Below are 15,830 nucleotides of genomic sequence, written 5' to 3' on the forward strand. Positions count from 1 at the left end.
ACATGCTCAAAATAAAAAGCTTGGCCCAGCAATTTCTTCCTGGGCCAAGCTTTTTTTAGGTGTATCGTAACAATCCCACACTCATTTCTTCTACATTGCAGGATAACCGTAGAATACTTAAGATTTCACAGATACAACCATGCCAAGAGCTTCTAATGGCACTTGATCGGTCTTAAGCTGATGAATTTGGTTACCGTCCTGCCATGAGACCGTTACATGAACAGACTGTCCACCACTTGGATATTCAACCTTGATATACCCTTTATCTTTAGGTACAGGCAAGGTATGTAACTCCAGGTACTCCACCATTTTTTTCGCTATGCCCGGATTATTCATTTCATCTTCGGATACCGAACGAATTTCCAGCGTCCATCTACCTTCTTGCCAAGTCAGATATTGACTGCCTGCGGCACCTTCACTCATACCTTTGATGCCATGTCCCAGATCCACCGCCATATCTGCTGGAATATCTTTCAGGTCCGTCTCAGGGAATATTTCTGGCTGATCCGGGTCCTTATAGGTCTTCACTTCATAGGAAGCCAGTACAGGTATCTTACTGTCGGATGCAGTTAAAGATTGATCATTAATGGCAACAGACTGAGTGGTAGCGTAGAAGTTTACCTTAAATGCATCCGCAGTATTGGACAGTATTGCCGCCCCCAAAGATGTACCCTTGTCCAATGAAAATGAAGTGGGTAACGCTGCATCCTTCATCTTCAACTGGTTGCGAACTTGTTTGATCACATCATTCACACCTGAATGACCAGTGGCAACTTGGTTGTCATTTGCCTTCGATCCTGATGTGTCTTCATTATCTGTTGTGCCCGTATTCTCTTTGGTTCCTGTTTCATTTTCATTAGAGAAATCAGCACCACCGCTGCCGGTCTCGGTCTGCTCCCCCACTGTTGTCGTTGGTGAAGAACTATTCTCTGATGATGCTGTATTTGAATCCGGTCCGCCACATCCTGCCAAAGCAAGCAAAACCGCTGTCGTTACTGGAATCGTGATCCATAATGGCTGTTTCTTCATGATGTGTACCTCCTTCGTTGTAGCCAATCTAAAAATTCAAAAGATTAACGCTTGTCGTTCCAGAAGTTAACCGGCTGTACTTTTTTGCTTAATACTTCAAAACGATACCCTTCTGCCTTCAATGTTTTCAATACTTGCGGTAATACTTTCAGCGTTGCTTCCTGGTCGTGCATAAGCACAACAGGTGTTGTTCCGCTCTTTTGCACATTGTGGATTTGCTTCATTACACTGTTATAGACTTTCTGGTGATCCTTCTTGTATTTCCAGTCTTCCGAGTCGACATTCCAATCCCATAGATGGAATCCACCCTGGCCCAGCAGTACATTACGGAACGCCGGCTTAAGGTATGGTTTACTACCGTATGGCGTCCGCACGAGACTTGTTTTAACTCCGGCAACCTTGTTCAGACTTGCATTGGCCTGTTGCATCTCTTTCAATCCGCTATATGCAGATTTATAGAATTTGCCTGGAACGTGAGTCACACCATGCAGACCCAATCCATGCCCGTCAGCTACGATACGTTTGGTAGCCTTCTGAAATTGCTCCATCTGAGGTCCCAGCATGAAAAACGTTGCCTTCGCATGATATTGATCCAGAATATCCAGTAACTGACCCGTATGAGCGGTTGGCCCATCATCAAACGTCAGGTATATGATTTTGGAATTTGCTTTGCTTGCACCATCCTTGGATGCAGCTGATTTGGCAGATACCGACTGCGGCAATAATAGTGGAATGATTAGTAAAATAGCAAGTGTGACCATGATAGATTTACGAATATGTAGCATAATTAAAAGTCTCCCTTGTGTGTTATATTTCCCCGGGTGTCCATGTTTTTCTACCTTCATCCCTTGGCGATTAATCCTAATACTATCAAAGATAGTGGCTCCTGTTCTCGCTCCAAAGGCTACGGTAGAGTTACACTTTTGTCAGATAAACCTAAAATTTAATACGAATTTGATAGATTTGCGCAAAAAAAGATCCCGTCAGGATAGATCAATTGTGACATATCCTCTATTACCCACATTCAGAATTTTGATAGACCTTTACTCCAATTCAAGCAAATCTATGCAATCATTAAATATCGTTGCATGCAAAAAAACCTGCACAAGTGCAGGCTTCTTTGTCTTCAATCAGCATATGGCATCAAACCATCATCCCTTGCAAGGGGATTGCCCCCATTGCTTTCAGGATAATTACCTCATGCTGTATGTAAATGGTGTTTTGACGCTGGAATCTTCTCGACTCCCTACGTGCAATTTATTCAGTTGGAGCAGTGAACGAACGTTTGCCAAACTCGGCATCCAGCATGTAGAAGGCATTGCTGTCTTTTTCAATGCGGCGCAGCTTCTGAATAATATTGTCAAACAAAGCTTCCTCTTCAACCTGCTCATCAATGAACCATTTCAGGAAATACATCGTTGCATGTTCACGTTCATTCAGAGCGATGTCAGCCAGATTGTAGAATTTTTTCGTGTTTTGCTGTTCATGAGCATAACCATGCTCAAACACATCCAGCATCGAAGCATATTCATTCTTCGGTTCTGGCAAAGCCTCAAGTGTGGCACGTTGCCCACGATCATTCAGGAATTTGTATATTTTCATGCCATGGAATCGCTCTTCTTCCGCTTGCACGATGAAGAAGTTCGCAAATCCATCCAGACTTTTGCTGGAACAATAGGCTGCCATAGCCAGATATACATGAGCGGAATAAAACTCAAAGTTCATCTGTTCATTTAAAGATTCTGTTAACGTTTGGCTCATAATCAAAACACCTCTTTCTTTCTCTAGGGATGGTTATATTCTAACATAACGTAAGCAGGACTTACACCGATTTTCTACAAAATTCGCCAAGGACTGAACGAACAAAAAAGCTCTGCCGCGATGGCAGAGCTTCTTTCATTCTTTAGAGATATGCAATTATACCAAGAACGCTTTGGAGATGATAACCAACAGGATGAACAGAACCAGAATGGCACCTACAGAAGTGAAACCTCCGTATCCGTAGCCTCTTGTTTCTCCACCTAATACTTCGCTCATTGACCGTACCTCCTCTGCAACAGGTATGGGTTATCTTATGCAGGAAGAACGACTTTGACAGGGCGGATGCCCTAATTATTCAGATTGCTGTTTTTTTCGTTCAGTACCGGGGAGATTGCACACGCATGATATCCAGAAAAGGTACCTTCGCTGTGAACTCTTCTTCGGTATACTCTACATGCACGAGTCGTGTACGGGAGTCCATTTTGACGATGACTCCTTGCACCTGATCTTCTTTGCCCCATACCGTCAACAGTACTTCCGAACGTTCCCGAAAAGCTTCAACCAGCTGGTTTCCCAACTCTTCGAGTTCAAACTCATCGCGTGTAGGTCTTTTTGCTACTTTTGCTTTTGCCAATGTGGCTGCCTCCTCTACTCCGACGTCCCGATTCCACGGGTTGATTGCCGAGTTCATATTCAATTAGTATACCATTCATTTACGTTCGTGTAATCTCATGGCAACCAGAATGAGCAAATTCCTCAGGCAAGTTACCGTTAACCGTGATACCTCCTATTCTTCTCTATACTCCACAATGATGCTGTACTCATTCGATCGGGTTTCGCCAGCCCGTTTTTGTCCATTCCATTCATACGTGTACCTGGCAATCAAGTCTCCTTGCAGCGTCCCCACCTTCTCAGAAGCTAACTTCGCTACATACGAGATGTTCTTTTCCGTTCCAGGCTCAATCACGCCCACATGCAGAACCCGTGGTGTGGAATACTCTGATATGCTCAATTGGAGCTCACCCGTAGCTTGACCAAGCCATCTGGCACCCTCAGGTAAAATGCTCCCAAGTTGTACACGTGCCGGCAAATTACCCGTATTCCCCACACGTACCTGAAAAGTGACGGTACCTCCCTGCTCGACCAATGTGGGTGTCACTTGAACATAAGCCTGAATTATCGGCGCTTTCAATTCGACCACAGCTTCATTGGATGTAATCATCCGCTGCACTGACCGTGAATCTGGCAATCGAAATGTATACATCAGGCTAGCATGATTCACATACCTGTAGTCATCAGGCATCGATTCATCTCGATCTGGAAGTTTCGCTTCGAACTGAATATTCAGAACCGACCGGGCTGTCAACGTCCCCAGATTAAGCCCTTTAGCCAGATTGGTTCCGGGACGTTTAACCCCATTCCAGCGCAGGCTGCCTTCGACAAATGTCACACCTGTGGGCAGTCCATCCAGGAGAGTTCCATCCACCGCATAACTGCTTGCATTGGAGACGGTAATATTATATTGGACGACATCGCCTAATGTGGCCGTTACCGGGAGCACACTTTTCACCACAGAGACCTGGGGCTGTATCACTTCCAGGGTAACCTGATTGGAGTAGACCGTCTCCTGCTGTCCTGCCGAGATATACGCCAGTACAGCTACACTTGATATTCCGTTTGCATCGCTTCCCCCAATAACCTGAACCCGATATTGTATTCTAATTGAGCTTCCGGGTAAAATCTCTCCAAGTTGTATGCCCGTATCAGGCGTTACTTGTGGCGCAAACATTTCATCTACGATGACACTCGCAGGTATAAAAACAATACCTTGTGGCAAAGAAATCGTTACTTGGGCATTCGTGGCTGCAATAAAACCCGGATTGCTAACGATGACGGTGTACATGACAATATCCCCTGAGAAGGTATAGATGTGATCCGCCTGAAAGGAGATCTCCAGCCGGGATGAGACCAGATTGACCTCCACGATATTGGATTGTTCCATACCTGTAACCGTTCTGCCTTCCGGTGTCAAAAACTCATAGTTAACCTGTGCCTGATTCAGCAGCTTCAGTGTCTCAGGTAAACGCAAGATTACAACTTGGAAGTGGTATCGCAACGTGGCTCCGGGCGCGATTTCAGCTGGAGGCAATCCTCTCTCCGGTGATGCTCCCGGTAACGGAATACCATCACGCAGTACACTGTTGGGAAGCAGTGCCGTCTCTGCAGATAGCTGATCCAATAGGTACACTAGGGCCGTAAGATTTCCGGTATTAACAATTTCAACACGGTAGATAAGAGACTGCCCCAAGGCAGCCTCCGTGACATTGCAGACTTTTCTGACTTCAAGCCTGGGGCCGATCCACGGTGTTACAACCGTATTCGAATAGGATACCTGTTCCAGTTCAGTCGCACCCGAGCTGAATCGAACCAGGGACTGATTCTTTAGCCAGTGGGACAACGGACCGGAAGATTGGCTCATATCACCACAACCTCTACTCTGAATGTAACCGTAACGGAAGCACCCGCAGCAATCGAACCAAGCGTGATGCCTGTATTCGGATTCCCTGTTGGTCTTGGCACACCATCCACCGTAACACTTCCTGGCACAAATACTGTACCGACAGGTACCGGGTCAACCATGACCACATTATTAACCACTTCAATGCCGCTATTGGTTACTACAACCGTATAGGTGATTACATCACCGACAACAGCATCAATGGCACTTGTACTTTTGGCAACAACAACATTTGGTGCAGATACCGGGATAACCAGAACATTCGAAGATACGGTCCCCGTCAACAGACGGCCATCGGGTGGACTAAATGTATAGTTGGCCACCGCCTGGTTAACCAGTTGCTGATCCTGCGGCAACGAATCTACAGTCACCTCGAGGGTAACCGTTACAATAACCGTACCTCCGGACGGTATGGTACCCACAACGATACCCGTCTCTGGATTGGCACCTGGCTGTGGAACACCATCAATCAGAACACTGTTGGGAAGCAGTACGGCTCCATTCGGTATATTGTCCGTTAATGTCAAACTTGCATCCAGATTCCCGCTATTGTTAATGGCAAAAGAATAGGTGATGGTGTCACCAATGGTTGCATTGGAGGTGCTCCCTGTTTTGGTTACGGCAATAATCGGCTGATAGATTGGTGTTACAACCGTATTGGAATACGCTGCTCCCGAGAAAACACCCGATGTGAAACTTACGGAAGACTGACTGCTCACTTGTGGTGGTGTTGGAAGCGTATTGACCCGAACTGCATACGATACCGCTATCGATGCTCCAGGGGCCAAACTACCAAGGGCTATGCCCAGCGCCGGGTTTGCCAAGGCCCGTGGGACGCCGTCCACCAGAACACTGCCTGTAACAAATGTGGTGGCTGGGTTAATCGGATCGGTGATCACAATGTTGTTTACCGGGTCAATTCCTTCATTGGTCACAACCATTTCATACACAATCGTGTCGCCTACCACGGCATCAACTACCGAAGCCGTCTTAACTACACTCACGTTCGGAGCAGATACTTGAATGTTGAGTGCGTTGGACGTAATCGTGCCTCCAAGTGTTCTTCCATCAGGTAATGTATACGAAAATGTCGCAGAAGCCTGATTGGTAATGGACTGGCTCAAAGGTAACGTCACAATCACAACGGAGAAGGTAACCAGAGTTGTTGTGGAAACGACACCAAGCGGAATACCCGAAGCTGGATCTGCACCTGGTGCAGAAGCCCCGTTAATAATAACGCTATTTGGAACAAACTCTGTCCCTGCCGGAATGGTATCCGTTAACGTGACAGATGCCCCATAGTTCCCGGTATTGGAAATGGCGATGCTGTACACAACGGTATCCCCTACCGTTGCTATCGTCTGATCTCCCGTTTTGACTGCCGCCAGAATAGGTTGAAAGACCGGAGTTGTAACCGTATTGGAGAATGTGGTCGCTGAGAAAGCCCCTGATGTAAAGCTGACCGTGGACTGATTGTTTAACACTGCACTTGCCGGGAGCGCCGTAACCTGCACACTAAATACAACGGTTACCGTAACGCCAGGTGCGATGGAACCAAGCGTTATTCCCGTAGAAGGATTGGCACCAGGGCGCAAAACACCATCGACAAACACGCCGGTTGGCGCAAGAACGGTACTTGTCGGCACTGCATCCGTGAAAACCACATTGTTGACCGTTGCAATTCCGTTATTGGTTACAGCGATGCTATACGTTACGATATCACCAACTGATACCGCCGTTGAAGTTGTGGATTTGACGACATCAACATCCGGTGCCGATACGGTAATGGTCAACACATTGGATAGAACAGACTCCGTGATGTTTCGCCCGTCCGGCAATGTATATGATAGAGCCACCGAAGCCTGATTCACCAGTTGTTGCGGACTTGGCAGCGTATCAACAACCACTGAAAAGGTAATGGTGGTCGTAGCTCCGGGAGCCACATTACCTGCGGGGATGCCCGTTGCTGGATTTCCTGCTGGCAGCGGTTGACCGTTCACAATAACGCTATTTGGAACAAGGATGGTTCCGGCTGGAAGGTTATCTGTCAGGTTAATCTGGGCTCCATAGTTTCCCTGATTGCTCACGGTTATCGTGTAGCTGACTGTATCCCCAACGGTAGCATTTTGTGTACTGGCTGTTTTTTGTGCTGAAAGAATAGGCTGGTACACCGGAGTGACCACGGTATTTGAAAAGGTTGTGCTTGAGAATGTACCTGAGGTAAAACTGACCGTAGAGCGATTGCTCAACTGATCACTTGGCGGGATCGCGTCGATACGGATACTGAATGTGACCGTCGCGGACGTTCCGGGCCCCAATGTACCAAGGGGTACCCCACCTGCCGGATTGGCTCCGGGTTGCGCAACCCCATTCACTGTGACACTCCCTGTAACAAAAGAGGCTCCAGCTGGAATCGGGTCTGAAAACTGAATATTGTTCACCGGTGCAATTCCGCTGTTGGTCACCAGAATGGAATAGGTCACCGTATCGCCTACCGTAGCCGCAGTGGAAGCTGTGCTTTTGACAACAGCGACGTTTGGTGACGAGACCGGGAACGTGAGTGTATTCGAAGTGGCTGAGCCAGTCAACGTCCGCCCATCTGGAGGTGTAAATGTAAAGGATGATGTAGCAAAATTGCTAAGCTGCTGTGGGGATGGAAGTGAATCCACAACAACGGCAAACGTGACAACAGCCGTCGCCCCTGCTGCTACAATGCCTACCGGAATACCTGTTCCTGGTGTTACTCCCGGCTCTGGCACACCGGATACAACCACACTGTTGGGTACAAAAGTAGTCGCAGAAGGAATGTTGTCTGTGAGAGTAACATTTGCTTCCAGATTGCCAGCATTGCTGACCGTTACCGTGTATACAACCGTATCACCTACAGTTGCATTTACGGTATTTGCTGTTTTGACAAGTGAAATCTGCGGTTGTATGACCGGAGTCTGAGTGGTATTGGACGATGATGACCCTGAAAATGAACCGGATGTGAAGCTGACCGTCGACTGATTGTTAATCTGCGAAGGAATCGGCATGGTAATCGTCACCTCAAAAGTTACGGTAACCTCGGCTCCTGGAGCCAACGTACCGATTGGAATGCCGGCGGTCGGATTGGAGAGCGGGAACGAAGTCCCGTTCACAATGACACTTCCGGGTACAAATGGGGTATTCGAAGGAAGAGGATTGACATATACCACATTATTAACGGCTACTGTGCCGTTATTACGAATAACAGATGTGTATCGAATGACATCTCCGACTACGCCGTACTCTACATTGTCACTGTTGACAATCGTAACATTGGGCAGAGACACTGGAATAGTGATGGTGTTTGATGACGAGAGACCGGCAATCGTTCTCCCACTTGGGAGTGTGTAGGCAAATGAAGCAACCGCCTGATTAATTAACTGCCTTGCATCTGGCAAACTGGTAACCGTCGCAACAAAGGTGACCGTTGCACCTGAGCCCGCAGCAATCTCTCCTAGACTGATACCCGACTCCGGGCTGACTCCAGGTGTAGGTACGCCATTAATAATGACACTATTTGTGCTGAATACTGCTCCTGCTGGAATGGGATCTGTCAAGGTAACCGTTGCAGCTATGTTACCTGTATTGTTAATTTGGATGGTGTAATTAAACGTATCGCCTACAGTCAAACTTGTTGTACTTGCTGACTTCACCACTTGGATCACTGGCAGAAATATGGGGGTATTTACTGATATAGAAGAAGAAACACCGTTAAAACTGCCTGATGTAAATGCTGCATTGGCCTGGTTACTAACCAAACCCGTAGATGGAACGGAATTCACTCGGGTCTGATAGGTCACAGTTACGCTGCTTGAGCTATTCAATGAACCCACTGCGATTCCCGCAACGGGGCTTGCGCTGGGAACAGCAGATCCATTAATCGTGACACTACCCGGGACAAATTCAGAGCCGGATGGTGCATCCGAAATCACCAGATTTTGTACTGCACTAATTCCTGCGTTTGTTGCAACAACGGTATACGTAAGCACATCCCCAACTGTCGCATCTGGTGTGTTTACTGTTTTACTAAGAGAAATATTGGGAGCCGATGCAGATATACGAACGATATTGGATAAGCTGCTGCCTGAGAGATTCCTTCCACTTGGAAGCTGGTACGTATAACTTGCTGTCCCTTGATTCTCCAGTGTCGGGGGAGTCGGAAGTGTGGTGAGTGTAGCGCGAAACACCACCGTAGCCGCAACTCCCGGCAGGAGGCTGCCCAGTGTTATTCCGGTTAATGGGCTTGTTCCAGGACGTGCAGTACCATTCACAGTTACCGAATTCGGGACAAACGTCAGCCCCGCTGGAATCGTATCCGTCACATTCACTTGAGTCGCTATATTCCCACTGTTCGTGACCACAAGTGTGTATGCAATCTGATCCCCCAGTGTCGCATTGGTTTGGCTTGCCGACTTGTTGATACCAACAACAGCTTGGTATACAGGGGTTGTAATGGAATTGGAGTTGGAAATGCCCGTGAACGAACCAGAGCTATAGGACACTACCGCTCGATTAACTAACGAACCTGAAGCAGGCAAAGACTGCACATTCACCTGAAACGTCACCGTCGCAGAACTTCCGGCCGCCAATGTCCCAATAGAGATACCACTGCTCGGATTCGCAGACGGTACAACAGTTCCCCTTACGGTTGCACTGCCGGGAACAAAAGTTATTCCAGCAGGGAGAGCATCTGTAAGTACCACATTGTTAATCACCTGAATACCGCTGTTAGTAGTAACTACGGTGTACGTGAAGGTCTCCCCGACAGCAACATCGGTAACGGATGCTGATTTTACCGTGGTCACATTGGGCAATGTTACCGGAATCGTTAAGGTATTCGACGCGATGTTTCCCGTGATCGTCCGACCATCAGGTGAATTGAAGGAATAAGAAGCTGTCGCCTGATCCACAAGAGTCGGCGGTGTCGGCAAGCTTGTTACAAGTACCTGAAAGGTCACGGTATTGGCACTTCCTGCCGCGAGGCTCCCCAGATTAACGCCGGTAACCGGATTGGCGCCAGCAATCACATTTCCATTCAGACGAAAGCTGCCTGCTACATATGAGCTACCACTTGGAATGTTATCCCTCAATGTAACGTTGGCTGCAACATTCCCTCCGTTGTTCACTTGCAGTGTATAGGTTACTAGGTCACCCACCGTGGCATTGGTGGTACTCGCCGATTTCACAATGGACAGGTTTGGCGAATAAACCGTAAGGGTGGAGTTGTTGGAAGGAATAACTCCGGTAATGACCGGCCCCCCTGCTACACTTTGAAATGTAAAGGCTGCATTGGCCGAATTCACCAGTTGCAGGATGCTTGCATCCTGACCGATGAGTGCTCGATAGGTTACAACAACACTGCTGGATAAAGTTAACGAACCCAACGGAATGCCTGCCGTCACATCAAGTGTTGGACGGGATACACCTGCAACCGTGACACTGCCAGGAATAAAGGTAAGACCTGCAGGAAGTGAATCGGATAATACAACACTGGCCGCACTCGCAGTGCCTGCATTGGTAACGGTAACCGAATATAGGATACTATCCCCGGCAACTGCACCGGCGGCGACCGTTGCCTTAGCCAATGTGATCTTGGGTGCATTAATATCAACTTGAATTGCATTGGCGTTGACAATGTAGGCATCCCCCGAGGTTGTTAATGTCAACACCGCAGATGACTGGTTATTGATCAGTCTTGCTGAAACATCCACATTGGTAATATCCCAGCCTTGACGTCCACCGATAATATTCGTACCTGGAGCTCCGTTGATCTGATTTCGTGTCCCAAACGTTCCTGTTGTATTAAGCGCTCCGGTATCTCCGTTAATCTGAGAAGCAAAAAAGTTCGCAGCTAGATTATTGGGCCCGGACAACGCAACCGATGTAGCTGAGGTCGGCCCGAATAATGCCTGGTCACCGGTCCGGTTCGCGTCGCCCTCCTGTGCACTGAACAGTATTCTTCCTCCCAATACACCGGAAAGGGGCGTTGCAAATCCAGTCAGTGTGGTAACAACAGGTGGTGAAGTGGATTGAACGAGTACGCCCCCTGCACGCAAAGACATGTTGCGAAAAGGCAGATTGGGATTCTGATAAATGACTCCAAGTGTCCACCCCGCATGATTGGCCGTGGAATCATTTGTAATAACAATAGTCCCTACCACTGCTCCGGTGATATATGTACCTGCTCCCCCATTTTGTACAAGTGTGGTCACATTAGCGGAACGTACATAGCCAGCAGCACCGCCCCCCAGATCGAATTGATTGTAGGTAAGTGGATCAGGGGTAACACTGGAAGTCCCTGCGGGTGTAATAAACGTAACCGGATTGTTGATGGCAGCACTCAGGTTGACTGTACCATTAATGTAACTTCCGCCCCAGATCAATTCTGCATACAGAACGGTACTTCCAGCAGGTAGTGTTAGAATGGCTGCTGAACTGTTGCTCTGATACAGGCTTGTCGTTCCCAGTGGATAGGTGCCGTATTGGAGGCTGGTGTTGGTTGTGATAAAACCTCCAATACTATCCTGTGTTCCGGGTACTCCCGCTGTTTCCGAACGACTCAGTCCAAGCGTATTTCCTGTAAATGTAATTGCTCCCGTAGCATTAACGGTTGAACGAACGACAAGAGGAATGAAAATCACCTCCCCTTCATCAATGATTTCCTACATATGGAACGGAGCCATGTATATAGTCTATGAGTGTATTGTTGAGTTTTGTTTGTCCTCCATAAAAAGTTTGTGACAACTCGAAACTTCTGTGAGTCTTGTTCTCTCATAACAGTTAAATACATTTGCGTTTTGTTCATTGTGATTTATAATTATCATATACGAGAGTAATTCTGTCGTACCATTATGATGCAGTCAGCGGTGATATATGAAAGGTTTCCATACGCACAATAGCCACATTCCAACAGAGTACGAGTTCAAACATTCCAAATGGATCCAAAAAATGCTCCATGCCTACTGGATTGTTATCATTGCACATTTCGCCATTCAGATTGGCTGTTTCCTGTTTCTGAAGTATGATCGCACACCTACAGATTTCTTGATGAATGTCCTCTTCTGGCCTACGGCCGTCAGCAGTTCATGCATTTTGTTCGCAAGTTGGGTTGATCGGCGCTTCAGTTCATATTCCTTTTACACCATGTCTATAGCCAGCACGGTTATCGCCTGGACGATTATTCATGTCAATTATGACATTCGGATTATATTAGCAATCTGTCTGTTGCCCATCTTTGCTTCGGTGCTGTTCTTCAGTAAAAAGAGAGTCTGGATTGTCTTTCTGATGCAGATGACTGGTTACTTTCTGGTTTTGTTCGATCCGGCCTACCGGTTGTACCTGTCTTCATTTGACATGGTATCCATTCCTGCTTTTCTAATCCTAGGTACATATGTAGCACAGGTTATCGTAACCAGCGGCGTTGAGGTGCTCGATGATCTTCATGCCAGCATGCTTGCCAAGCAGGACCTTATTGTGCGAAATGCCATTATGACCAAACAGTCCAAAACAGACGGTCTAACCAACCTTTATAATCAAAGCTCATTCAAGGATTATTATGAAAAAGCATTTGAGTATGCCAACAGTGGCATGAGTCTGCATCTGGCCCTGATCGATATTGATGACTTCAAATCCATTAATGATACGTATGGTCATCGGGTTGGAGACATCATTCTGGAGAAAGTGTCCCTGATCATTCAGGAAACCATTACCTCAAGTGATATTGCAGCACGGTACGGGGGCGAAGAGTTCGCCTTATTGATGTTTGAGCAATCTTTCAAGCAGGCTTATGCCTTGGTGGAACAGATTCGTCAGAAGATTGCCTTGATGGGCCATCTGGAACTTGAAGGAGCTTCCATCACCGTGAGTATCGGTCTCAAAAGCTACAGCCCTAATCTAACCAAAGACAAATTGTTCGAGGAAGTGGATGCCTGTCTGTATGCCGCGAAACGAACAGGTAAAAATAAAACCGTAACATCACTTGATCTGACTTCATCCTTGGCAGAGAAAATATAAATAAAAAAGTTGTGCTGTACACCGGAATTCCGGTTTGTACAACACAACTTTTTTTGGGTCTGAATACGATCAGCACGCCGATCTTCTTCATACATCTATGTTTTCATTCCGCCCATTCCCAGCGATGGCGATTTTGCTCCAGCATCGGATGCAGGTATTCGGACGATCCGTCAATGATGAGACGCAGCTCTTTGATCCAATCCTTGAAGGAATCAAATGAAGCAAACATATTCGCCATCTCTATCGTCAAATAAAGAAAGTGAGGGGCTGGATATTCCGCAGTGATGTGGCGCAGCGCACTATCCACGGGTGTATATTTCTTTCTCTTGCCCTCAAGCCCCTCCACACGTATACGTGAAGTTGGATGTTCCCGCCGCCAATCATGCAGGCGGTCTTCTCTTTTGTAATATGCCTGTATCGAATCCTTGCTCATTCGTTTAAACGTGCTCTCGTGTAAAGGATACAACACAAGCTGTATGAATGAACGGGTATCTACCGTTGCAGCGGCGCGCTCGAGTTGCTCATCAGTCACATGTTCAAACGAGTCATAAAAGGTCAGTGTGCCTTTGCGGCTGGCCGCAGGTGGCTCATAACCATAAGGTACAGATGTATATTTTCCAGACAATTTCACCCCTCCTTGTATATACGCACATTCGTACAAAGGTGATTGGGATAACCCAGCTCATGTTATTATACGCTAACGATCTTGCTTCAACTCGGAATAAAATGTCATTCTGTTCTTGCCTGCACGTTTGGACTCATACAAAGCTTCGTCCGCCATCCGAATAATCTCACTTGGGTTGTCGCTGTTGGTAGGATATTCGGCACCTCCGATGCTACATCCAATTCGAATGCGCTCGTATTCGATAATAAACGGCTTGTTCAAGCTTTGAATGATGGCTTCTGCATAAGCCATGGCTTCTTCCCTCGGATGACTTCCAACAGACTGAAGTACAATCAGGAATTCATCTCCGCCCAATCGGACTGTTATCCCCTTCACCTGACCAAGAGCAGACAGTCGCTGGGCCACTTTCTGTAACAGCACATCTCCAGTCTGATGTCCAAGTGTATCGTTGACCCGTTTGAATCCATCGAGATCCAGATAGAGAAAAGTCAGCGTGTGATTTTCACTTTCGGTCTCCAGAGACTCCTCCAGATACACTTCAAGGGCAGTGCGATTTGGCAGTCTAGTCAACTGATCAAAATGCGCCAGATTCTGCATCACGACCAGCTCTGAGTTTTTATTCATAAGAGAGGTCAGCATATCCCGAAGCGAACGGGACAACACTTCAATCTCCTTAATCCCCTTAATCGCAGGAATCTCAAGCTCTTCCCCTGCACGCAGTCGATTGGCTACTCTGGTAAGACGCACAAGCGGGGCAGAGATCAGACGTGAGACAACCCAGCCAATCAGTGCAAACAGCACGGTAACGGCGAGTCCAGACCACACATTAAACCACATTAGGTCAAACACAGACGCAAAAGCAGATGACTTGACTTGACGAATGACTACGGTCCAGCCTAATCCGGGATAATCCAGATGACCCTGGCTGTAGGCAAACCCTGTCACATATTCATTACCGTCAGGCCACTTTTCAATGGACCAACTGCTCTTGTTGAGCTGGGCCTCTTCAATGCCAGGCAATACTAACGGTTTACCGATCCATTCCTTCGGCCCGAGCAGCACTGTATGTTCCTTTTTGCTAACGATAAAAAACTCAATGTCCTTTTCTTCCCTTTTTAATGGGGCAAGTACGGATTCCTCAACTTCCTTCGCCCATTCCCAGCTTAAATGTGCAGCGAGCACACCTTGAATCATTCCTTTGCTATCCTTCAGCGGAAAACTGATATCGACAAATTGCAACGGCTCTCCCGTTGGATTCGGAAGCAGCTTGGCAAGAAGTACTGCATTATGCACATCTCCAATGAATTTACCCTTGATTCCCTCCTGATACACAGGTCGCTCTGATAAATTTTCCCCAAGCAAGATACCATCCGTAGCAGCTAACACTTTTCCCTTCGGGTCCATGAATCCAACCCATGAGAATGAGGGAAAGCTATCTTGTAACTGATCCAGCAGCATCTGAATCTCATCAGGTTGGAATTCATCTTCCAACGAAGCCATTCGGCCCAGCAGGTCCAGTTCACCCGCGCGAGCCGACATGAATCGATCCAGCTTGTCCGAAGCCTGTGAGGCCGTGCCTGTAAGCGAGTGACCAATCTCAGTCTCTACAGCAACAAATGATTTTTGGCTAAAAATAGACCCAATTGTCAGAGTAACCAGCAAGGATAACACAGCAAAGATGACTGTAAGCACAGTTCTAATTTTGAATGACATTACTTCCTCCATTACACGGTGAAACCATCTTGCTTCTCAACATAACTATGCTGTAAAGAGTACACGGAATGTCACCTCGGACGTGTCTCAAAACTCGCTGAAGTGCATCTTTTACCGCCTTTTCGCCCCCTGCTGCGTCACTTT

At 47.2% G+C, this 15,830-nt stretch carries 10 protein-coding genes; 1 reads left to right on the top strand and 9 read right to left on the bottom strand.

The features are described from left to right. Window positions 1–117: 117 nt before the first annotated feature. The 7 genes from MHB71_RS11995 to MHB71_RS12025 all read right to left on the bottom strand — a co-directional run bounded on the left by MHB71_RS11995 (window position 118) and on the right by MHB71_RS12025 (window position 11,976). Window positions 118–1,029, bottom strand: coding sequence for a hypothetical protein (locus MHB71_RS11995; protein ID WP_076327843.1), 912 nt, complete (start codon window positions 1,027–1,029; stop codon window positions 118–120). Between the two features lie 44 nt (window positions 1,030–1,073). Further along, a complete protein-coding gene (locus MHB71_RS12000; protein WP_074094795.1) occupies window positions 1,074–1,814 on the bottom strand; it encodes a polysaccharide deacetylase family protein in 741 nt (246 codons plus the stop codon). 472 nt (window positions 1,815–2,286) lie between these two features. Further along, window positions 2,287–2,790, bottom strand: coding sequence for a ferritin (locus MHB71_RS12005; protein WP_047842684.1), 504 nt, complete (start codon window positions 2,788–2,790; stop codon window positions 2,287–2,289). Between the two features lie 156 nt (window positions 2,791–2,946). Continuing rightward, entirely contained in the window at window positions 2,947–3,066 is a 120-nt protein-coding gene (locus MHB71_RS12010; RefSeq protein WP_017688846.1) for a hypothetical protein, read from the bottom strand. A 100-nt stretch (window positions 3,067–3,166) separates the two neighbouring features. Then, window positions 3,167–3,424 (bottom strand): YolD-like family protein, encoded by a 258-nt coding sequence (locus MHB71_RS12015; RefSeq protein WP_036608707.1) that lies wholly within the window; start codon window positions 3,422–3,424, stop codon window positions 3,167–3,169. 153 nt (window positions 3,425–3,577) lie between these two features. Beyond that, window positions 3,578–5,269, bottom strand: coding sequence for a DUF11 domain-containing protein (locus MHB71_RS12020; RefSeq protein ID WP_051449716.1), 1,692 nt, complete (start codon window positions 5,267–5,269; stop codon window positions 3,578–3,580). Continuing rightward, window positions 5,266–11,976: a hypothetical protein gene (locus tag MHB71_RS12025; protein ID WP_340029699.1), complete on the bottom strand. Its 6,711-nt coding sequence runs from the start codon at window positions 11,974–11,976 to the stop codon at window positions 5,266–5,268. The genes MHB71_RS12020 and MHB71_RS12025 overlap by 4 nt, the downstream gene beginning before the upstream one ends. Before the next feature lie 232 nt (window positions 11,977–12,208). Between MHB71_RS12025 and MHB71_RS12030 the strand changes: the two genes are divergently transcribed. After that, window positions 12,209–13,348, top strand: coding sequence for a GGDEF domain-containing protein (locus MHB71_RS12030; protein WP_340029700.1), 1,140 nt, complete (start codon window positions 12,209–12,211; stop codon window positions 13,346–13,348). Between the two features lie 103 nt (window positions 13,349–13,451). Here MHB71_RS12030 and MHB71_RS12035 read toward each other — a convergent pair whose 3' ends face one another. Both MHB71_RS12035 and MHB71_RS12040 read right to left on the bottom strand, forming a co-directional pair. After that, window positions 13,452–13,973 (bottom strand): hypothetical protein, encoded by a 522-nt coding sequence (locus MHB71_RS12035; RefSeq protein ID WP_036608711.1) that lies wholly within the window; start codon window positions 13,971–13,973, stop codon window positions 13,452–13,454. 72 nt (window positions 13,974–14,045) lie between these two features. Beyond that, the gene (locus MHB71_RS12040; RefSeq protein WP_315371674.1) at window positions 14,046–15,686 is read right to left on the bottom strand and encodes a diguanylate cyclase; all 1,641 of its coding nucleotides are present in this window, start codon (window positions 15,684–15,686) and stop codon (window positions 14,046–14,048) included. Window positions 15,687–15,830 lie beyond the last annotated feature (144 nt).

This window comes from Paenibacillus sp. FSL H7-0940 (genome assembly GCF_037979415.1).
GTDB classification, from domain to species: Bacteria; Bacillota; Bacilli; order Paenibacillales; family Paenibacillaceae; genus Paenibacillus; species Paenibacillus amylolyticus.

Bases quoted from the DNA above. Each gene is read 5' to 3' on its own strand.
- MHB71_RS11995 (WP_076327843.1), bottom strand. From the start codon at position 1,029: ATGAAGAAACAGCCATTATGGATCACGATTCCAGTAACGACAGCGGTT.
- MHB71_RS12000 (WP_074094795.1), bottom strand. From the start codon at position 1,814: ATGCTACATATTCGTAAATCTATCATGGTCACACTTGCTATTTTACTA.
- MHB71_RS12005 (WP_047842684.1), bottom strand. From the start codon at position 2,790: ATGAGCCAAACGTTAACAGAATCTTTAAATGAACAGATGAACTTTGAG.
- MHB71_RS12010 (WP_017688846.1), bottom strand. From the start codon at position 3,066: ATGAGCGAAGTATTAGGTGGAGAAACAAGAGGCTACGGATACGGAGGT.
- MHB71_RS12020 (WP_051449716.1), bottom strand. From the start codon at position 5,269: ATGAGCCAATCTTCCGGTCCGTTGTCCCACTGGCTAAAGAATCAGTCC.
- MHB71_RS12030 (WP_340029700.1), top strand. From the start codon at position 12,209: ATGAAAGGTTTCCATACGCACAATAGCCACATTCCAACAGAGTACGAG.
- MHB71_RS12040 (WP_315371674.1), bottom strand. From the start codon at position 15,686: ATGTCATTCAAAATTAGAACTGTGCTTACAGTCATCTTTGCTGTGTTA.